The sequence below is a fragment of the Pseudomonas sp. RA_5y_Pfl1_P24 genome (assembly GCF_963970945.1).
GTDB classification, from domain to species: Bacteria; Pseudomonadota; Gammaproteobacteria; order Pseudomonadales; family Pseudomonadaceae; genus Aquipseudomonas; species Aquipseudomonas tritici.
The window spans coordinates 18,430-34,722 of sequence record NZ_CAXAOJ010000002.1; the positions used below are offsets into that span (position 1 = coordinate 18,430).

Sequence of the window (16,293 nt, forward strand, 5' to 3'; positions counted from 1 at the left end):
CCGGGCTGCCGGAAACGGCGTTCGGCACACACGACTTCTCACGGTCGGTGTCAGGTGCGTCAAGAGTGGTTGGCCACTCCAGTGTCCAGCAATAACAGGCCAATTGGGCCGTATCGCGACGGACGCGTCCTGCTTGTTAGCGGTGGTGACAAAGGCACCACTTCAACAAAAGCTAAGGTCAGGAGGAGGAATCAACCGACGACTGTGGACGAGATGAAGCGTCTAAATATAAGCCTAGTGCTACACGGTCCGACGGTTGTGCATCTCCACCCTACACGTATCCCTGATAATTCGGGTGCTGCCGCGCGCAGAATCCGCAGCGGGTTGGCATTTACCGTGTTCTCCAATGGGGAGTCCACGCTCATGGCTAAACAAGACTGAATGTGGGCGACTGCGCTCTCACTCAGCTCTTAACAGGCGTTGTTTCCGAAGCATTCGCCATGGTCTGGCTCAAAACTGACTGCACTTTGTGAACTGGCCGTAAATATCGGCGCAAAACGCGAGTATTCACTCTGCGTTCTGCACTCGCTTCAGGCCTCATGTCACCTGCGCTCGTTACAATCCTGAGCCTTCCAAGGTGGCGAACACCCCGTAGGACGGCCTCGCGTCCTGATGAATTGCGATGGTCAGGGCCGGCAGTTTGCCGCTAGTCCTCTGTCCAGGCCGCTTTTGGCGGCGTTCGCGACTATAGCAGTAATGATTAAGTGCTTCAATTCCATAAAAATTGTTATCATCGCCGCCATGACGAATACCGCCCCCCAGACCCCCAGCGTCCAGCTGCTTGAGGTCTCGCCGGAATATGCCGGCCAACGCATCGACAATTTTCTCCTGGCCAGGCTCAAAGGCGTGCCCAAGACCTTGATTTACCGCATCTTGCGTAAAGGTGAAGTGCGGGTGAACAAGGGCCGTATCAAGCCCGAGTACAAGTTGCAGGCGGGCGACATCGTCCGTGTGCCGCCGGTTCGCGTGCCCGAGCGTGATGAGCCCGTGCCGTTGGCGCAGGGTCTGTTGCAGCGCCTTGAGGCGTCGATTGTCTTTGAAGATAACAAGCTGATCGTGATCAACAAGCCCTGCGGCATTGCGGTTCACGGCGGCAGCGGCCTGACGTTTGGCGTGATCGAAGCCTTTCGTCAGTTGCGTCCGGACGCCAAGGAGCTTGAGTTGGTCCATCGCCTGGACCGAGACACCTCCGGCCTGCTAATGATCGCCAAGAAACGCAGTATGTTGCGCCACCTGCACACCGCCCTGCGTGGCGATGGTGTGGACAAGCGCTACATGGCGCTGGTGCGCGGCAACTGGGCCAGCTCCATCAAGAGCGTTCGCGCGCCGTTGCAGAAGAGCAACCTGCGTTCCGGCGAGCGCATGGTGGAAGTGGACGAGGAGGGCAAAGAAGCCCTGACTTTGTTCAAGGTGCTTCGCCGTTTCGGCGACTTTGCCACCCTGGTCGAGGCCAAGCCGGTGACCGGTCGTACCCACCAGATTCGTGTGCACACGCTGCATGCGGGCCACTGCATCGCTGGCGATACCAAATACGGCGACGAGGACTTCTCCAAGGAGATCCGCGACCTGGGCGGCAAACGGCTGTTCCTGCACGCCTACATGCTCACCGTGCCGCTGCCGGATGGTGGTGAGTTGAAGCTGCAAGCGCCGGTCGACGAGATGTGGGCCAAGACCGTGGAGCGCTTGAGTGTCGCACCGTGATTACAAGCTGCTGATATTTGATTGGGACGGCACCCTGGCCAATTCCATTGGCCGGATCGTCGAATCGATGCACATGGCGTCAACGCGTTCGGGTTTCGAGCTGTGCAGCGACTTCGCGGTCAAGGGCATTATCGGTCTGGGCTTGCCTGAGGCGATCCGCACCTTGTACCCCGACATTAGTGAAGCCGAATTGGTTGCGTTTCGCGAGCACTACGCCGATCACTACACGGCGCTGGAGGCGGAGCCTTCGCCGCTGTTTGGGGGTGTGGTGCAGTCCCTGCAGGCCTTTCGCGCCGAGGGTTACCACTTGGCGGTTGCCACCGGCAAGTCGCGTCGCGGGTTGGATCGAGTGCTCAAGGCCCACGGTTGGGGTGATTATTTCGATATCACCCGTGCTGCCGATGAAACCGCCAGCAAACCTCATCCTCTGATGCTGGAGCAGATCCTCGCGCATTGCGGCGTGTCGCCACGCCAGGCCTTGATGGTGGGGGATGCCTCTTTCGATCTGATGATGGCGCGCAATGCAGGCATGGACAGTGTGGCGGTCAGCTACGGCGCCCAGGCTGCCGAGGCCTTGCAGCATTATGAGCCGCGACTGACGATTGATCATTTTTCCGAATTGCAGGCCTGGCTAAACCGGGCCCGATGAGTCTTTGCTGGGGTTAATGGCATGAGTGACGAATGGAAAGCGCCCGAAAAGGCTGAAAGCGGTGATGACAAGAGCTGGAAACTGCTGGAGAAAACCCTCCTGGCCAGCGTTCAGGAGCAGCGTCGTGCGCGGCGCTGGGGGATTTTCTTCAAGCTGCTGACCTTTGTCTGGCTTATTGCCATGCTGGCATTGTTCAGCCCGCTGATGGACGTGGAAAAAAATGCGACCCGTGGCGCCAACTACACCGCCCTGATCGAGGTGCGCGGGGTGATCGCCGATAAGGAACCCGCCAGCGCCGACAATATCGTCAGCAGCCTGCGTGCTGCGTTTGAAGACCCCAAGGTCAAGGGCGTGATCCTGCGCATCAACAGCCCGGGCGGCAGTCCGGTGCAGTCGGGTTATGTGTATGACGAGATTCGCCGTCTGCGTGGCCTGCACCCGGATATCAAGCTGTATGCGGTGATTTCCGACCTGGGCGCTTCCGGTGCCTATTACATCGCCAGTGCGGCAGACCAGATCTACGCCGACAAGGCCAGTCTGGTGGGGTCCATTGGTGTGACGGCGGCCGGTTATGGCTTTGTCGGCGCCATGGAGAAGCTGGGTGTGGAGCGCCGCACCTACACCTCGGGCGAGCACAAGTCGTTCCTCGACCCGTTCCAGCCACAGAAGGCTGATGAAACCGCATTCTGGCAGGGCGTGCTCGACACCACCCATCGCCAGTTTATCGCCAGCGTGAAGCAGGGGCGTGGCGACCGCCTAAAGGATAAGGAACATCCCGAGTTGTTCTCCGGGTTGGTGTGGTCAGGCGAGCAGGCGTTGCCGTTGGGCTTGATTGACGGCTTGGGGAGTGCCAGTTTCGTTGCGCGAGATGTGATTGGCGAGAAGGAGTTGGTGGATTTTACGGTTGAGGAATCGCCGTTTGATCGGTTCTCCAAGAGGCTGGGTGCCAGCGTAGCCGAGAAGCTGGCGTTGTATATGGGCTTCCAGGGTCCAAGCTTGCGCTGATCTAACAGATGCATAGATTCAAATGTGGGAGCGGGCTTGCCCGCGATATCGGTTGGCCAGTCGACATTTATAGTGGCTGGACCACCGCTATCGCAGGCAAGCCAGCTTCCACAGTAGTTTGGTTGTGGAATTAAGGGATTTGCACGCCTTCAGCCAATAGCATATCCACCAGGCGGATTAGCGGCAGCCCAACCAGGCTGGTTGCGTCCGGCCCTTCAGTGCTCTGGAACAGGCTCACGCCCAGCCCCTCAGCCTTGAAGCTGCCTGCGCAGTCATACGGCTGCTCAATCCGCAGATAGCGCTCAACACGCTCAACGTCCAGTTCACGCATGTGCACGGTAAAAGGTACGCAGTCGACTTGGCAGTGTCCTGTCTCGCTGTTCAACAGCGCCAGGCCGGTGAGAAAGCTGACGCGCTTGCCGCTGGCGGTTAATAATTGCTCGCGGGCGTTTTCAAAGGTGTGAGGCTTGCCGATGATCCGGCCTTCCAGCGCGGCAACCTGATCAGAGCCGATAATCAAATGCCCTGGATGGCTGGCCGCTAACGCGCGGGCCTTCTCTTCGGCCAGGCGCTTGACCAGCTCAATGGCGGACTCATTTGTGCGATGGCTTTCATCGATATCCGGCGAGCTGCAGATGAATGGCAGGTGCAGGCGGCTCAGCAATTCCCTGCGATAAATCGAGCTGGATGCGAGTAATAAAGGCAGCATGGGCGACTCCTAAAAGGCAGTGGCAGATTCTAGCGCGTGACCGGCTGACGCACAGGGCTGAATTTCCTTTGACATGGCCCGGTGCATCCCTATAATGCTGCGCCTATGTTGAATGACCCGATTCCACCTCACGTTGACCCGCGCAAACTGGCTGATCGTGGCACTTCCCTTCAAGGTGAGTTGCTGTTGGCCAATTTGGAGAGACTCTGCGACCCGCTTTCCGACACTGTCGGTACGGTGCAGGCTAAATTCGTTTTTGAACGAGATGAACGTAAATCTGTGGTAATTCACAGCGTTATCGACACCGAAGTCAAAATGGTTTGCCAGCGTTGTCTTGAGCTGGTCACCCTGCCGATCCACAGCGAATGCAGTTACGCTGTGGTGAAAGAGGGTGCGAATACCCAGTCGTTGCCGAAAGGTTATGACGTGCTGGAACTGGGCGAAGATCCATTGGATCTGCATGCACTGATCGAGGAGGAGCTTCTGCTCGCCTTGCCCATTGTGCCTGCTCATCATCCGGAAGAATGCCAGCAGCCGGCGGACCTCGGCGACGAGTCCGAACCGAGCGAGGACGAGGTAACGCGGTCCAACCCGTTCAGTGTATTGGCGCAGTTAAAGCGTGACCCAAACGTTTAGGAGTTAATCAATTATGGCTGTTCAGCAGAACAAAAAATCCCGCTCTGCCCGTGACATGCGTCGTTCGCACGATGCCCTGACGGCGAGCACTCTGTCTGTAGAAAAAACCACCGGTGAAATTCACCTGCGTCACCACGTATCGCCAGAAGGCGTATACCGTGGTCGTAAAGTGATCGACAAGGGCGCTGACGAGTAATCACTTGTCTGCTCTAGTCATCGCGATAGACGCAATGGGCGGGGACTTCGGTCCCCGCAGCATTGTTCAGGCCTGCATTGCCAGCCTGTCTGCCACACCCTCGCTGCACCTGACCCTCGTCGGTCAACCTTCCCCTCTTGAAGAACTGATTGCCAGCCATCCGGCAGTGGATCGCGCGCGCCTGACGATTACGCCGGCCAGCGAAACCATTGGTATGGATGAAAAGCCGGCGGCAGCCCTGCGTGGCAAGCCCGATTCTTCGATGCGGGTGGCCCTGGAGCTGCTGCGTGATGGCAAGGTGCAAGCCTGTGTCAGTGCCGGCAACACCGGGGCCTTGATGGCGTTGTCGCGGCATGTGCTCAAGACATTGCCGGGCATTGATCGCCCGGCGATGGTGGCGGCGATTCCGACGCAGAAAGGTTACTGCCAGTTGCTGGACCTGGGTGCGAATGTCGATTGCAGTGCCGAGCACCTGTTGCAGTTTGCTGTGATGGGCTCGGTGGCCGCCGAAGCGCTGGGCGTGGCCCGGCCGCGGGTGGCGTTGCTGAATATCGGCACCGAAGATATCAAGGGCAACCAGCAGGTCAAGCTCGCCGCCACCTTGCTGCAAAGCGCGCGCGGCTTGAACTACATCGGATTCGTCGAGGGTGATGGGTTGTACCGTGGCGAGGCGGACGTGGTGGTGTGCGACGGGTTTGTCGGCAATATCCTGCTCAAGTCCAGCGAAGGCTTGGCGACCATGATCGCCGCGCGTATCGAGGCGTTGTTCAAACAGAGCCTGGCGTCGCGCCTGGTCGGCGCCCTGGCGCTGCCGTTGATGCGCCGCTTGCAGGCTGACCTGGCCCCGGCGCGGCATAACGGCGCAAGTTTCCTGGGGCTGCAGGGCATTGTGGTAAAAAGCCATGGCTCGGCTGGCGTCGAGGGCTTTCAAAGTGCTATTGCGCGGGCCGTGATCGAGATCCAGGAGAACCTGCCGCAACGCTTGCACGGCCGTCTTGAGGATCTGTTGCCTTAGGCGAATCGGCCCGGGAATGCTTAAATGTGACCGGCCAGTTCAATTGACCATCCAATCTGTCAGTTTCGTGCGCTCCCACCGTAGGCGTGCGCATTTTTGACGACCAGATCATTAGGGGCTTGTTACATGTCTACATCCCTCGCATTCGTCTTTCCAGGGCAGGGTTCGCAGTCCCTCGGCATGTTGGCCGAACTGGGCGCGCAATACCCGTTGATCCTGGACACCTTCAAGGAAGCTTCCGACGCCCTGGGTTACGACCTGTGGGCGCTGACCCAGCAGGGGCCGGAAGAACAACTCAATCAAACCGATAAAACCCAGCCGGCCATCCTGACCGCTTCGGTCGCCCTGTGGCGCTTGTGGCTGGCGGAAGGCGGCGCGCGTCCAGCATTCGTCGCCGGTCACAGCCTTGGCGAATACAGCGCCTTGGTGGCGGCGGGCAGCCTGACCCTGGCTGAAGCGGTCAAGCTGGTCGAGCGTCGTGGGCAGCTGATGCAAGAAGCCGTTCCGGCGGGGCAGGGCGGCATGGCTGCCATCCTGGGCCTGGACGACGCCGTGGTGATCGAAGCCTGCGCCGAAGCGGCCCAGGGTGAAGTGGTCAGCGCCGTTAACTTCAACTCCCCTGGCCAAGTGGTCATCGCGGGTGCCAAGGCCGCCGTTGAGCGCGCAATCGAAATCTGCAAAGCCCGTGGTGCCAAGCGTGCCTTGCCGTTGCCGGTAAGCGTGCCGTCCCACTGCGAATTGATGCGCCCGGCTGCCGAGCGTTTTGCCGAGTCCATCGCTGCCGTCAACTGGCAGGCACCGCAGATCCCACTGGTACAGAACGTCAGCGCCGCCGTGGCGGCCGACCTCGACACCCTCAAGCGCGACCTGCTTGAGCAGCTCTACAAGCCCGTACGCTGGGTTGAGTCGGTCCAGACCTTGGCGGCCAATGGCGCCACCGAGCTGGTCGAGTGTGGCCCGGGCAAAGTCCTCGGCGGCCTGAACAAGCGCTGCGCCGACGGCGTCTCGACGGCCAACCTCAATACACCTGACGCCTTTGCTGCCGCTCGCGCAGCCCTGGCCTGACCCTCTATTTCCGAACTTAGGAGAAGCCTGCATGAGTCTGCAAGGTAAAGTTGCACTGGTTACCGGCGCAAGCCGTGGCATTGGCCAGGCCATCGCCCTGGAGCTGGGCCGTCAGGGCGCCGTTGTGATCGGCACTGCCACGTCCGCCTCGGGCGCCGAGCGTATCGCCGCGACCCTGAAGGAAAACGGCGTGCAAGGCACCGGCCTTGAGCTGAACGTGACCAGCGATGAGTCAGTGGCCGCCGTACTGGCCGAGATCACCGCACAATTTGGCGCGCCGGCGATTCTGGTAAACAACGCCGGCATCACCCGCGACAACCTGATGATGCGCATGAAAGACGACGAGTGGTACGACGTGGTCGATACCAACTTGAACAGTCTGTTTCGCCTGTCCAAGGGCGTTTTGCGTGGCATGACCAAGGCGCGTTGGGGGCGAATTATCAATATTGGCTCCGTAGTGGGTGCCATGGGCAACGCAGGCCAAGTAAACTACGCGTCCGCCAAGGCCGGTCTGGAAGGTTTCAGCCGTGCATTGGCACGTGAAGTCGGCTCGCGGTCGATTACGGTCAACTCGGTGGCCCCAGGGTTCATCGACACCGATATGACCCGTGAGCTGCCGGAAGCACAGCGTGAAGCCTTGCTGACGCAGATTCCGCTGGGCCGTCTGGGCCAGGCTCAAGAGATCGCGAATGTGGTCACTTTCCTGGCATCCGACGGTGCGGCATACGTGACTGGGGCTACAATCCCGGTGAACGGCGGGATGTACATGAGTTAAATTGTGACGGATCGCTTCAAAAAAATGTCATACGAGCTGTCTAAAATCCGTTATAAAGCTGCAACTTAATTTATAGGCGGGTGGCCGACCGGGTACTGGGTGAAGCTTTCAGTTGAAAAGCTGAAATGGCTTTCTATACACTTACCCACTGGCCAGCTGCCTGAATTTGTCCATTAGGAGTTAAACAAGGTATGAGCACCATCGAAGAGCGCGTCAAGAAAATCGTCGCCGAGCAACTGGGCGTTAAGGAAGAAGAAGTGGTCAACACTGCTTCCTTCGTAGAAGACCTGGGTGCCGATTCCCTTGACACCGTTGAGCTGGTGATGGCTTTGGAAGAGGAATTCGAGACCGAAATCCCGGACGAAGAAGCTGAAAAAATCACTACTGTTCAAGCTGCTATCGACTACGTTACTAGCCACCAGGCGTAATAGTTTGTAGTCGTCGCTTGCTTTCAGGGAAAAACCGCACTGCTGTAACGGCGTGCGGTTTTTTCTTTAGCCCTGACGAAATGTGAGCGCTGAAGCAAAAGTGTCGTCATTAGAAAAAGGAGAGTGCTGTGTCGCGTAGACGCGTCGTAGTCACCGGTATGGGTATGTTGTCGCCACTGGGCACGGATGTGCCGAGCAGTTGGCAGGGCATTCTGGCTGGCCACAGTGGTATTGGTCTGATCGAACACACGGACCTTTCTGCCTATTCCACCCGTTTTGGCGGCTCGGTAAAGGGCTTCAATGTCGAGGAATATCTCTCGGTCAAAGAATCCCGCAAACTCGACCTGTTCATTCAATACGGCCTGGCAGCCGGTTTTCAGGCAGTGCGTAACGCCGGCCTGGAAGTCACCGACGCCAACCGTGACCGCATCGGCGTGGCAATGGGATCGGGTATTGGTGGTTTGACCAATATCGAAGAAACCAGCCGCACGTTGCACGATTCCGGCCCCCGTCGAATTTCACCGTTCTTCGTGCCGGGCTCGATCATCAACATGATTTCCGGTTTCCTGTCCATCCACTTGGGCGCACAGGGGCCTAATTACGCCATTGCCACCGCGTGCACCACGGGCACGCACTGCATCGGCATGGCGGCGCGCAACATCGCCTATGACGAAGCTGACGTGATGATCGCTGGCGGCGCCGAGATGGCGGCCTGTGGCCTTGGCATGGGCGGCTTCGGCGCGTCCCGTGCACTGTCGACCCGCAACGACGAGCCCACCCGCGCCAGTCGCCCTTGGGACAAAGGCCGTGATGGTTTCGTTCTGTCCGACGGCGCCGGTGCACTGGTGCTGGAAGAGTTGGAACACGCTAAGGCGCGTGGCGCGACCATCTATGCCGAGCTGATCGGCTTTGGCATGAGCGGCGACGCCTACCACATGACCTCGCCACCCTCCGACGGTGCCGGCGCTGCGCGTTGCATCACCAACGCGCTGCGCGATGCGAAGGTCAACCCGAACCAGGTGCAGCACATCAACGCTCATGGCACGTCGACGCCGACTGGCGATTTGGCGGAAGCTGAAGCCATCAAGTCGGTGTTCGGCGAGCATGCCTACAAGCTGGCGGTCAGCTCCACCAAGTCCATGACCGGCCACTTGTTGGGCGCGGCGGGTGCGGTCGAAGCGATCTTCAGCGTGATGGCCATCAAGGATCAGGTCGCTCCCCCGACCATCAACCTCGATGAGCCGGACGAAGGCTGCGACTTGAACTTCGTGCCTCACGAAGCGCAGCCGATGCCGATCGACGTGGTGATCTCCAACTCGTTCGGTTTTGGTGGCACTAACGGGTCCCTGGTGTTCCGCCGGTTCGCCGAGTGATGCACAGCTGGGTCGACGGTCAGCCAGCGGATAACGTGCCCCTGAAAGATCGCGGCCTGGCGTATGGCGACGGGTTGTTCGAGACCATTGCCGTCAGGGCCGGGCAACCGGTGCTGCTCGACCGTCACCTGCAACGCCTCGATCAGGGTTGCAGGCGCCTCGCTTTGGTTGCAGATCAGCCTTTGATCCGCAACGAAGTGCTGGCCTATGCCGGCGCCCTTGGCGACGGTGTCCTCAAGGTGATCCTTACCCGTGGCGACAGCCTGCGTGGCTATGGCATCAACCCTGGCGCGCCAGTGCGCCGTATCTTGCAGGGCAACCCGCCCGCTACTTATCCCCTCGCCCATGGAACCGACGGCATCCGCCTTTTTCCGTGTGCCACCCGCTTGGCCGAGCAGCCACTGCTGGCCGGCCTCAAACACCTCAATCGCCTCGAGCAGGTGATCGCCCGCGCCGAATGGCAGGATGCCGAGCACGCTGAGGGTTTGATGCTGGACATGTCTGGGCGTGTCATCGAAGGCGTATTCAGCAACCTGTTTCTTGTGCGCAACGGCTTGTTACTAACCGCTGATCTGACGCGTTGCGGCGTTGCCGGTGTGATGCGCGCCGAGATTCTGGCCCAGGCTCAAGCACTGGGTACCCCGGTGGCCGTGGCCGACATCAGCCTTACGCAGTTGCAGCAGGCTGACGAAGTCTTTGTGTGCAACAGCGTTTATGGCATTTGGCCTGTGCGCGGGTACGCTGCGATGAGCTGGTCGGTTGGCCCGCTCACCCGTAAACTGCAGGGCATTATTCGCGCGCTATTGGAAATTTGAGTTGATACGAAAACTGGTTGTACTGCTGCTGATCGGTCTGTTCTCGGCGGCTTTGCTGTTGGGTTATTCTGCCTGGAAGTTGGATTCTGCCTTGAAGCAGCCTTTGAACCTGACCCAGGAGCAATTGCTCGATGTACCGGCAGGGGCGACCCCGACCGGTACCTTTAATCGCCTGGAAGCCGATGGCGTGCTCGACGGCGCGTTCTGGTTGCGCCTGTACTGGCGCTTAAACCTCGACGGCCAGCCACTGCAGAGCGGCGAATACCGCATGACGCCTGGCATGACGGCGCAGGGCTTGATCGGCCTCTGGCAGCGTGGCGAAGTGGTGCAATACAGCCTGACCCTGGTCGAGGGCTGGAACTTCCGCCAGGTGCGCTCGGCCTTAGCCAACCATGAAAAGATCGTGCAGAGCCTTTCGGGCCTCACTGACAGTGAAGTCATGGATAAACTCGGCCACCCTGGCGTGTTCCCCGAGGGGCGGTTTTTCCCCGATACCTACCGCTTCGTGCGTGGTATGACCGACGTCGAATTCCTGAAAAAAGCCTATAACCGCCTGGACGATGTACTCGCCCAGGAGTGGAGCAAGCGCGCCGCCGATGCGCCGTACACCGACCCTTATCAAGCGCTGATCATGGCCTCCCTGGTGGAGAAAGAGACCGGCGTACCTGAGGAGCGTGGGCAGATCGCCGGGGTATTTGTGCGTCGCTTGAAGATCGGCATGCTGTTGCAGACCGACCCAACGGTTATCTACGGCCTGGGCGAGCGCTACAACGGCAAGTTGACCCGCGCTCATCTCAAGGAAGCCAACCCTTACAACACCTACATGATTGCCGGCCTGCCGCCGACGCCTATCGCGATGGTCGGCCGCGAGGCGATCCATGCCGCGCTGAACCCGGTGCCGGGCAGCAGCCTGTATTTCGTCGCACGCGGCGATGGCAGCCATATTTTCTCGGATAACCTGGATGCGCATAATGCCGCCGTGCGCGAGTTTCAACTCAAACGCCGCGCCGATTACCGCTCCAGTCCGGCACCGGTGGCGAAGCCTGCGCAAGACGCAACGCCACCGGCGGATGAGCCAACTGATAAACCGGCCGAGCCTGCGCCGGACACCACTGCGCCGCCAAGCCCGCAATAATTCTGACTAAGGACTGCCTGTGACTGGCTTGTTTATTACCCTGGAAGGCCCCGAGGGCGCCGGCAAAAGCACTAACCGCGATTACCTGGCCGAGTGCTTGCGCGCCCAAGGCATCGAGGTGGTGTTGACCCGCGAGCCTGGCGGTACGCCGCTGGCCGAGCGCATTCGTGAGGTCCTGCTCGCTCCGGGTGAAGAGCAGATGAACCCGGACACCGAGCTGCTGCTGGTGTTCGCCGCGCGCGCCCAGCACTTGGCCGAGGTGATTCGCCCGGCCCTGGCGCGCGGTGCCGTAGTGATCTGCGACCGGTTTACCGATTCCACCTATGCCTACCAGGGCGGCGGTCGAGGCTTGTGCCTGGAGCGCATTGCTACATTGGAAACGTTCGTCCAAGGCGACCTGCGCCCTGACCTGACCCTGGTGTTCGACCTGCCGGTGGAAGTGGGCCTGGCCCGCGCCAGTGCCCGTGGTCGCCTGGACCGTTTTGAGCTCGAAGGCCAGGCCTTCTTCGACGCGGTCCGTACTGCGTTCCTCAAACGTGCTGCGGCCGAGCCTGCGCGTTATTACCTGCTGGACGCGGCCCAACCGCTGGCCCAGGTGCAGCAAGCCATCGACGCGCTGTTGCCAACCCTGCTGGAGCGCGCCCGTGCCTGAAGCCTATCCGTGGCAGGCCAGCCTGTGGCAACAATTGGCCGGCCGTGCTCACCACGCCCATGCCTACCTGTTGCATGGACCGGTGGGTATCGGTAAGCGGGACTTGGCTGAGCGACTCATGGCCAGCCTGCTGTGCCAGCGCCCGGTCGACCTGGAAGCCTGTGGCGAGTGCAAATCCTGCCTGTTGCTCAAGGCCGGCAGCCATCCGGACAACTACGTGCTGGAGCCCGAGGAAGCCGACAAGGCGATCAAGGTCGACCAGGTCCGTGACCTCGTCAGCTTCGTGGTGCAAACCGCGCAGATGGGCGGGCGCAAGGTGGTGTTGATCGAGCCCGTGGAGGCGATGAACATCAACGCTGCCAACGCCTTGCTCAAGAGCCTGGAAGAGCCGTCTGGCGATACCGTGTTGTTGCTGGTCAGCCACCAATCGAGCCGTTTGCTGCCGACCATTCGCAGCCGCTGCGTTCAGCAGGCGTGCCCGCTGCCAAGCGAGGCGCTGAGTCTTGAGTGGCTGGCGCAGGCGTTGCCGCAGTGCAGTCAGGAAGAACGGGTCGAGTTGCTGACACTGGCAGCGGGCTCGCCATTGGCCGCGGTGAAGCTGCAAGCCCAGGGGGTGCGTGAGCAACGCGCACTGGTGGTGGAGGGCGTAAAGAGGCTGATCAAGCAGGAAGTGTCCGCGACCCAGTTGGCTGAAACTGCCTGGAAGGACATTCCGCTGCTATTGCTGTTCGACTGGTTCTGCGATTGGTCGAGCCTGATCCTGCGCTACCAGCTGACCCAGGACGAAAGCGGTCTGGGCCTGCCAGATATGCGCAAAGTGGTGCAGTACCTGGCGCAAAAAAGTGCCCAGGACAAAGTGCTGACGATCCAGGACTGGATCCTCGCCCAGCGCCAGAAAGTGCTCGGCAAAGCCAACCTCAACCGTGTGCTGTTGCTTGAAGCGCTGCTGGTGCAGTGGGTCGGTTTGCTCGGCCGGCGTTAATTTCCCTGGCTGACGGGTATCGTTGGTCAAACACTTTCAGTGACTTAATTCTTATGCTCGTAGATTCCCATTGCCACCTTGATCGCCTCGACCTTGCCCAGCACGGCGGCTCCCTTGACGCCGCGCTCGAAGCGGCGCGCCAGCGCGGAGTAGGGCACTTCCTGTGCATCGGCGTCAGCGCTGAAAATGCTGGCGACGTCAAAGCCCTGGCTGATCGCTATGCCGATGTGGATTGTTCGGTGGGTATCCATCCGCTGGACCTCAAGCCCGGTGAAGCCCCAGCCCTCGACTGGCTGCTCGGCGAACTCAATCACCCGCGCGTGGTGGCCATCGGTGAAACCGGCCTGGATTACCACTACGAGCCCGAAGCCGCCGAGTTGCAGCAAGCCTCCTTTCGTTTGCACCTGCAGGCTGCCCAGCAGACCGGTAAACCGGTGATCGTCCACACCCGTGGCGCCCGTGCCGACACCCTGACCCTGCTGCGCGAAGCCGCGCTGCCCCAGGCTGGCGTGTTGCACTGCTTCACCGAAGACTGGGACATGGCCAAGGCGGCCCTGGACCTCGGGTTCTACATTTCCCTGTCGGGCATCGTCACCTTCCGCAATGCTGACGCCCTGCGCGACGTAGCGCGCCAAGTACCGGCCGACCGCCTGCTGGTGGAAACCGACTCGCCGTACCTGGCGCCCATCCCACATCGCGGCAAGCCGAACCTGCCGGAGTATGTGCGCGATGTGGCGGATTACCTGGCAATGCTGCGTGGCGAATCCTACGAGCGCTTTGCCGAACAGACCACCGAGAACTTCAAACGCCTGTTCCCGCTGGCTCACGTGGCCTACTGACGCACAATTTTCAAAAGCTGAAAAATTTCCCCGTAGTGAGCGGGCTTGTGTAGATACCGATGCTGTTGACGCGGCCAAATCGCAGGCAAAAAAAACCCGGGTTCTGGGGGGGTGAATCCGGGCTAAGACCATTAGGAGTAAAACAAGGGCACGCGGTCCGTTGGTACCCAGGTCGGCGCGTCACTTGGGGGAGATGTCACGCCGACAGTTCAAGTATTGATCAGTATCCGATTCAGTCCAGTCGCGACTGGTCGTTTTTTAAACAGATTTGGAATACGCGCGCTTCGCTTGAGTTCTCATCAAGCAGGTGTACGGAGGGAGTTGCTGCGTATTATTTCTGACTGAAATCAATGCAAACGTTGGTGCGCTGAAAGTAAAGTGCGTTACGGGTTCACATAGACATTGCCCAACGACCGTTCAGTCGGGATAATCCCGCGCACTGGGTAAATCGTATCGCCACGTATCCGTGGCCCTGCGCAACCCTCCCTATTTCGACCTCTGCAGACCTCTTTCTCATGCACAAAGAACCCCGTAAGGTCCGTGAGTTTCGCCGCCGTGAGCAGGAAATTCTCGACACCGCACTGAAGTTGTTCCTCGAACAAGGTGAAGACAGCGTCACCGTCGAGATGATTGCGGATGCCGTGGGTATCGGCAAAGGCACGATCTACAAGCACTTCAAGTCCAAGGCCGAGATTTACCTGCGCCTGATGCTCGACTACGAGCGTGATTTGAACGAGTTGCTGCATTCGGCCGATGTGGACAAGGACAAGGAAGCCCTGTCCCGCGCCTACTTCGAGTTCCGGATGCGTGATCCGCAGCGCTATCGCCTGTTCGACCGTTTGGAAGAGAAGGTGGTCAAGGGCCATCAAGTGCCGGAAATGGTCGAGGAGTTGCACAAGATCCGTGCCTCGAACTTCGAACGCCTGACTCTGCTGATCAAGGGCCGCATCAGCGAAGGCAAGCTGGAGGACGTGCCGCCGTATTTCCACTATTGCGCTGCCTGGGCCTTGGTACACGGCGCTGTCGCGCTTTACCACTCGCCGTTCTGGAGCAATGTGCTGGAAGATCAGGAAGGCTTTTTCCAGTTCCTGATGGATATTGGCGTGCGCATGGGCAACAAGCGCAAGCACAGCGCCGAGCAGCCACCGGCTGAAACGCCCGCCACGTAATGATTTGCTGCCACGCGCAGTACCCCAGGAATATACTCAGGCATGGACTCTTGCTAAAAGCTGATTTATCAGTCAGCTTTTAGTGCGCCCGAATCATCCTCTGCCGGAGTGATCCATGATCGTTGATCGTCAAGGCAGGCGTTTTCGCAATTTGCGGATCAGCCTGACCTCAGCCTGCAATTACGCGTGTACCTACTGCGTGCCTAACGGCAAGCGGCTGGTGGCTGCCCAGGACGAACTCTCGGCCGAGGCGATGGCGCGCGGCGTGGCTTATCTTATTGAGGCGGCCGGCATCGACCGCTTGCGCATTACCGGCGGAGAGCCACTGGTCAGCCCCAAGCTGGAAGCCTTCATGGGCGCAGTGGGCCAGATGGGCCTCAGTGACATCAGTTTGACGACCAACGGCCAACTGCTGGCGCGCAAACTGCCGTTGCTGGTGGAGGCCGGGATCAAGCGCATCAATGTCTCCCTCGACACCCTGGATGCGGACGCCTTCCGCAGCATCGCCCGTGGCGGCGACTTGGCCACCGTGCTCGATGGCATGGACCAGGCCCGCGCTGCCGGTATCAAGATCAAAGTCAACATGGTGCCGTTGCGCGGCCAGAATCTTGACCAAGTGATGCCGCTGCTCGACTACTGCCTGGAGCGCGGCTACGAGTTGCGCTTTATCGAGCTGATGCGCATGGGCCACCTGGCCAAGGACTCCAACGCGTTCCTGCAGCAATTTGTCAGCTTGCAGCAACTGCTGAGCCTGATCGGCGAACAGTATGAATACCTGCAAGCCAATGCCCCCGTGGACGCCACCGCCGTACGCTACGAAGTACCGGGCAAGGGTTTCTTTGGCGTGATTGCCAACGAGAGTGTGCCGTTCTGCCGTACCTGTTCACGGCTGCGGTTGTCGTCCACGGGCTGGTTGCATGGCTGCCTGTCGTCGAGCAACCGTCACTATGTCGGCGACCTGCTGGACAAGCCGCGCCATCAAGCACTGCCTGCGCTGCAAGGCCTGTTGATGAAGGCGTTGGGGGATAAACAGGAAGTGGCGTTCTCCGGCGGTGCCACCATCATGAAAATCATTGGCGGCTAACGCGATTTCCTAACTCAACTCAATCCCGCATTTGGTTATGCGTCATCTCTGAGTGGCGCGGATTC

Annotated in this window: 18 protein-coding genes; 17 read left to right on the forward strand and 1 reads right to left on the reverse strand. The window is 59.9% G+C overall.

Annotation, left to right across the window (positions count from 1 at the left end):
- Window positions 1–741 precede the first annotated feature (741 nt).
- Genes rluC through AACY30_RS02630 form a run of 3 tightly spaced genes read left to right on the forward strand, consistent with a single transcriptional unit; the run spans window position 742 to window position 3,355 of the window.
- On the forward strand, window positions 742–1,701 hold the full coding sequence (gene rluC / locus AACY30_RS02620; protein ID WP_065874021.1) for a 23S rRNA pseudouridine(955/2504/2580) synthase RluC: 960 nt from the start codon (window positions 742–744) through the stop codon (window positions 1,699–1,701).
- Window positions 1,688–2,350 carry an HAD-IA family hydrolase gene (locus tag AACY30_RS02625; protein ID WP_339539627.1) on the forward strand — a complete coding sequence of 221 codons (663 nt, stop codon included), beginning with the start codon at window positions 1,688–1,690 and terminating at the stop codon, window positions 2,348–2,350. The genes rluC and AACY30_RS02625 overlap by 14 nt, the downstream gene beginning before the upstream one ends.
- Window positions 2,351–2,371: 21 nt before the next feature.
- Complete coding sequence (locus AACY30_RS02630; RefSeq protein WP_339467773.1) at window positions 2,372–3,355, forward strand: S49 family peptidase; 984 nt, start codon at window positions 2,372–2,374, stop codon at window positions 3,353–3,355.
- Between the two features lie 130 nt (window positions 3,356–3,485).
- On the opposite strand, the gene AACY30_RS02635 is transcribed toward AACY30_RS02630, so the two are convergent.
- The gene (locus AACY30_RS02635) at window positions 3,486–4,064 is read right to left on the reverse strand and encodes a Maf family protein (protein WP_339539629.1); all 579 of its coding nucleotides are present in this window, start codon (window positions 4,062–4,064) and stop codon (window positions 3,486–3,488) included.
- A gap of 105 nt (window positions 4,065–4,169) precedes the next feature.
- Here AACY30_RS02635 and AACY30_RS02640 point away from each other — a divergent pair, with 105 nt between their 5' ends.
- The 14 genes from AACY30_RS02640 to AACY30_RS02705 all read left to right on the forward strand — a co-directional run bounded on the left by AACY30_RS02640 (window position 4,170) and on the right by AACY30_RS02705 (window position 16,228).
- Window positions 4,170–4,700, forward strand: a complete 531-nt coding sequence (locus AACY30_RS02640) for a YceD family protein (RefSeq protein ID WP_049711923.1) — start codon at window positions 4,170–4,172, stop codon at window positions 4,698–4,700.
- Between the two features lie 13 nt (window positions 4,701–4,713).
- A complete protein-coding gene (gene rpmF, locus AACY30_RS02645; protein ID WP_008152339.1) occupies window positions 4,714–4,896 on the forward strand; it encodes a 50S ribosomal protein L32 in 183 nt (60 codons plus the stop codon).
- 4 nt (window positions 4,897–4,900) lie between these two features.
- A complete protein-coding gene (gene plsX / locus AACY30_RS02650; protein WP_339539630.1) occupies window positions 4,901–5,911 on the forward strand; it encodes a phosphate acyltransferase PlsX in 1,011 nt (336 codons plus the stop codon).
- 126 nt (window positions 5,912–6,037) lie between these two features.
- Window positions 6,038–6,976 (forward strand): ACP S-malonyltransferase, encoded by a 939-nt coding sequence (fabD, locus tag AACY30_RS02655; RefSeq protein ID WP_339467777.1) that lies wholly within the window; start codon window positions 6,038–6,040, stop codon window positions 6,974–6,976.
- A 31-nt stretch (window positions 6,977–7,007) separates the two neighbouring features.
- Window positions 7,008–7,751, forward strand: a complete 744-nt coding sequence (gene fabG / locus AACY30_RS02660; protein WP_005790544.1) for a 3-oxoacyl-ACP reductase FabG — start codon at window positions 7,008–7,010, stop codon at window positions 7,749–7,751.
- Window positions 7,752–7,942: 191 nt separating this feature from the next.
- Window positions 7,943–8,179, forward strand: coding sequence for an acyl carrier protein (gene acpP / locus AACY30_RS02665; RefSeq protein WP_003175607.1), 237 nt, complete (start codon window positions 7,943–7,945; stop codon window positions 8,177–8,179).
- A gap of 128 nt (window positions 8,180–8,307) precedes the next feature.
- Window positions 8,308–9,552 (forward strand): beta-ketoacyl-ACP synthase II, encoded by a 1,245-nt coding sequence (gene fabF, locus AACY30_RS02670; protein ID WP_339420916.1) that lies wholly within the window; start codon window positions 8,308–8,310, stop codon window positions 9,550–9,552.
- The gene (pabC, locus tag AACY30_RS02675) at window positions 9,552–10,367 is read left to right on the forward strand and encodes an aminodeoxychorismate lyase (RefSeq protein ID WP_339467780.1); all 816 of its coding nucleotides are present in this window, start codon (window positions 9,552–9,554) and stop codon (window positions 10,365–10,367) included. Before fabF ends, pabC begins: the two co-directional genes overlap by 1 nt.
- A gap of 1 nt (window position 10,368) precedes the next feature.
- Window positions 10,369–11,502, forward strand: a complete 1,134-nt coding sequence (gene mltG / locus AACY30_RS02680; protein WP_339539632.1) for an endolytic transglycosylase MltG — start codon at window positions 10,369–10,371, stop codon at window positions 11,500–11,502.
- Between the two features lie 19 nt (window positions 11,503–11,521).
- Complete coding sequence (tmk, locus tag AACY30_RS02685; protein ID WP_339467784.1) at window positions 11,522–12,154, forward strand: dTMP kinase; 633 nt, start codon at window positions 11,522–11,524, stop codon at window positions 12,152–12,154.
- Window positions 12,147–13,136, forward strand: coding sequence for a DNA polymerase III subunit delta' (locus AACY30_RS02690; RefSeq protein ID WP_339539634.1), 990 nt, complete (start codon window positions 12,147–12,149; stop codon window positions 13,134–13,136). Before tmk ends, AACY30_RS02690 begins: the two co-directional genes overlap by 8 nt.
- A gap of 53 nt (window positions 13,137–13,189) precedes the next feature.
- On the forward strand, window positions 13,190–13,975 hold the full coding sequence (locus AACY30_RS02695) for a TatD family hydrolase (RefSeq protein ID WP_339467787.1): 786 nt from the start codon (window positions 13,190–13,192) through the stop codon (window positions 13,973–13,975).
- A gap of 515 nt (window positions 13,976–14,490) precedes the next feature.
- Window positions 14,491–15,144, forward strand: coding sequence for a TetR/AcrR family transcriptional regulator (locus AACY30_RS02700; RefSeq protein WP_010208394.1), 654 nt, complete (start codon window positions 14,491–14,493; stop codon window positions 15,142–15,144).
- Between the two features lie 115 nt (window positions 15,145–15,259).
- Window positions 15,260–16,228 (forward strand): GTP 3',8-cyclase MoaA, encoded by a 969-nt coding sequence (locus tag AACY30_RS02705; protein ID WP_339467789.1) that lies wholly within the window; start codon window positions 15,260–15,262, stop codon window positions 16,226–16,228.
- Window positions 16,229–16,293 lie beyond the last annotated feature (65 nt).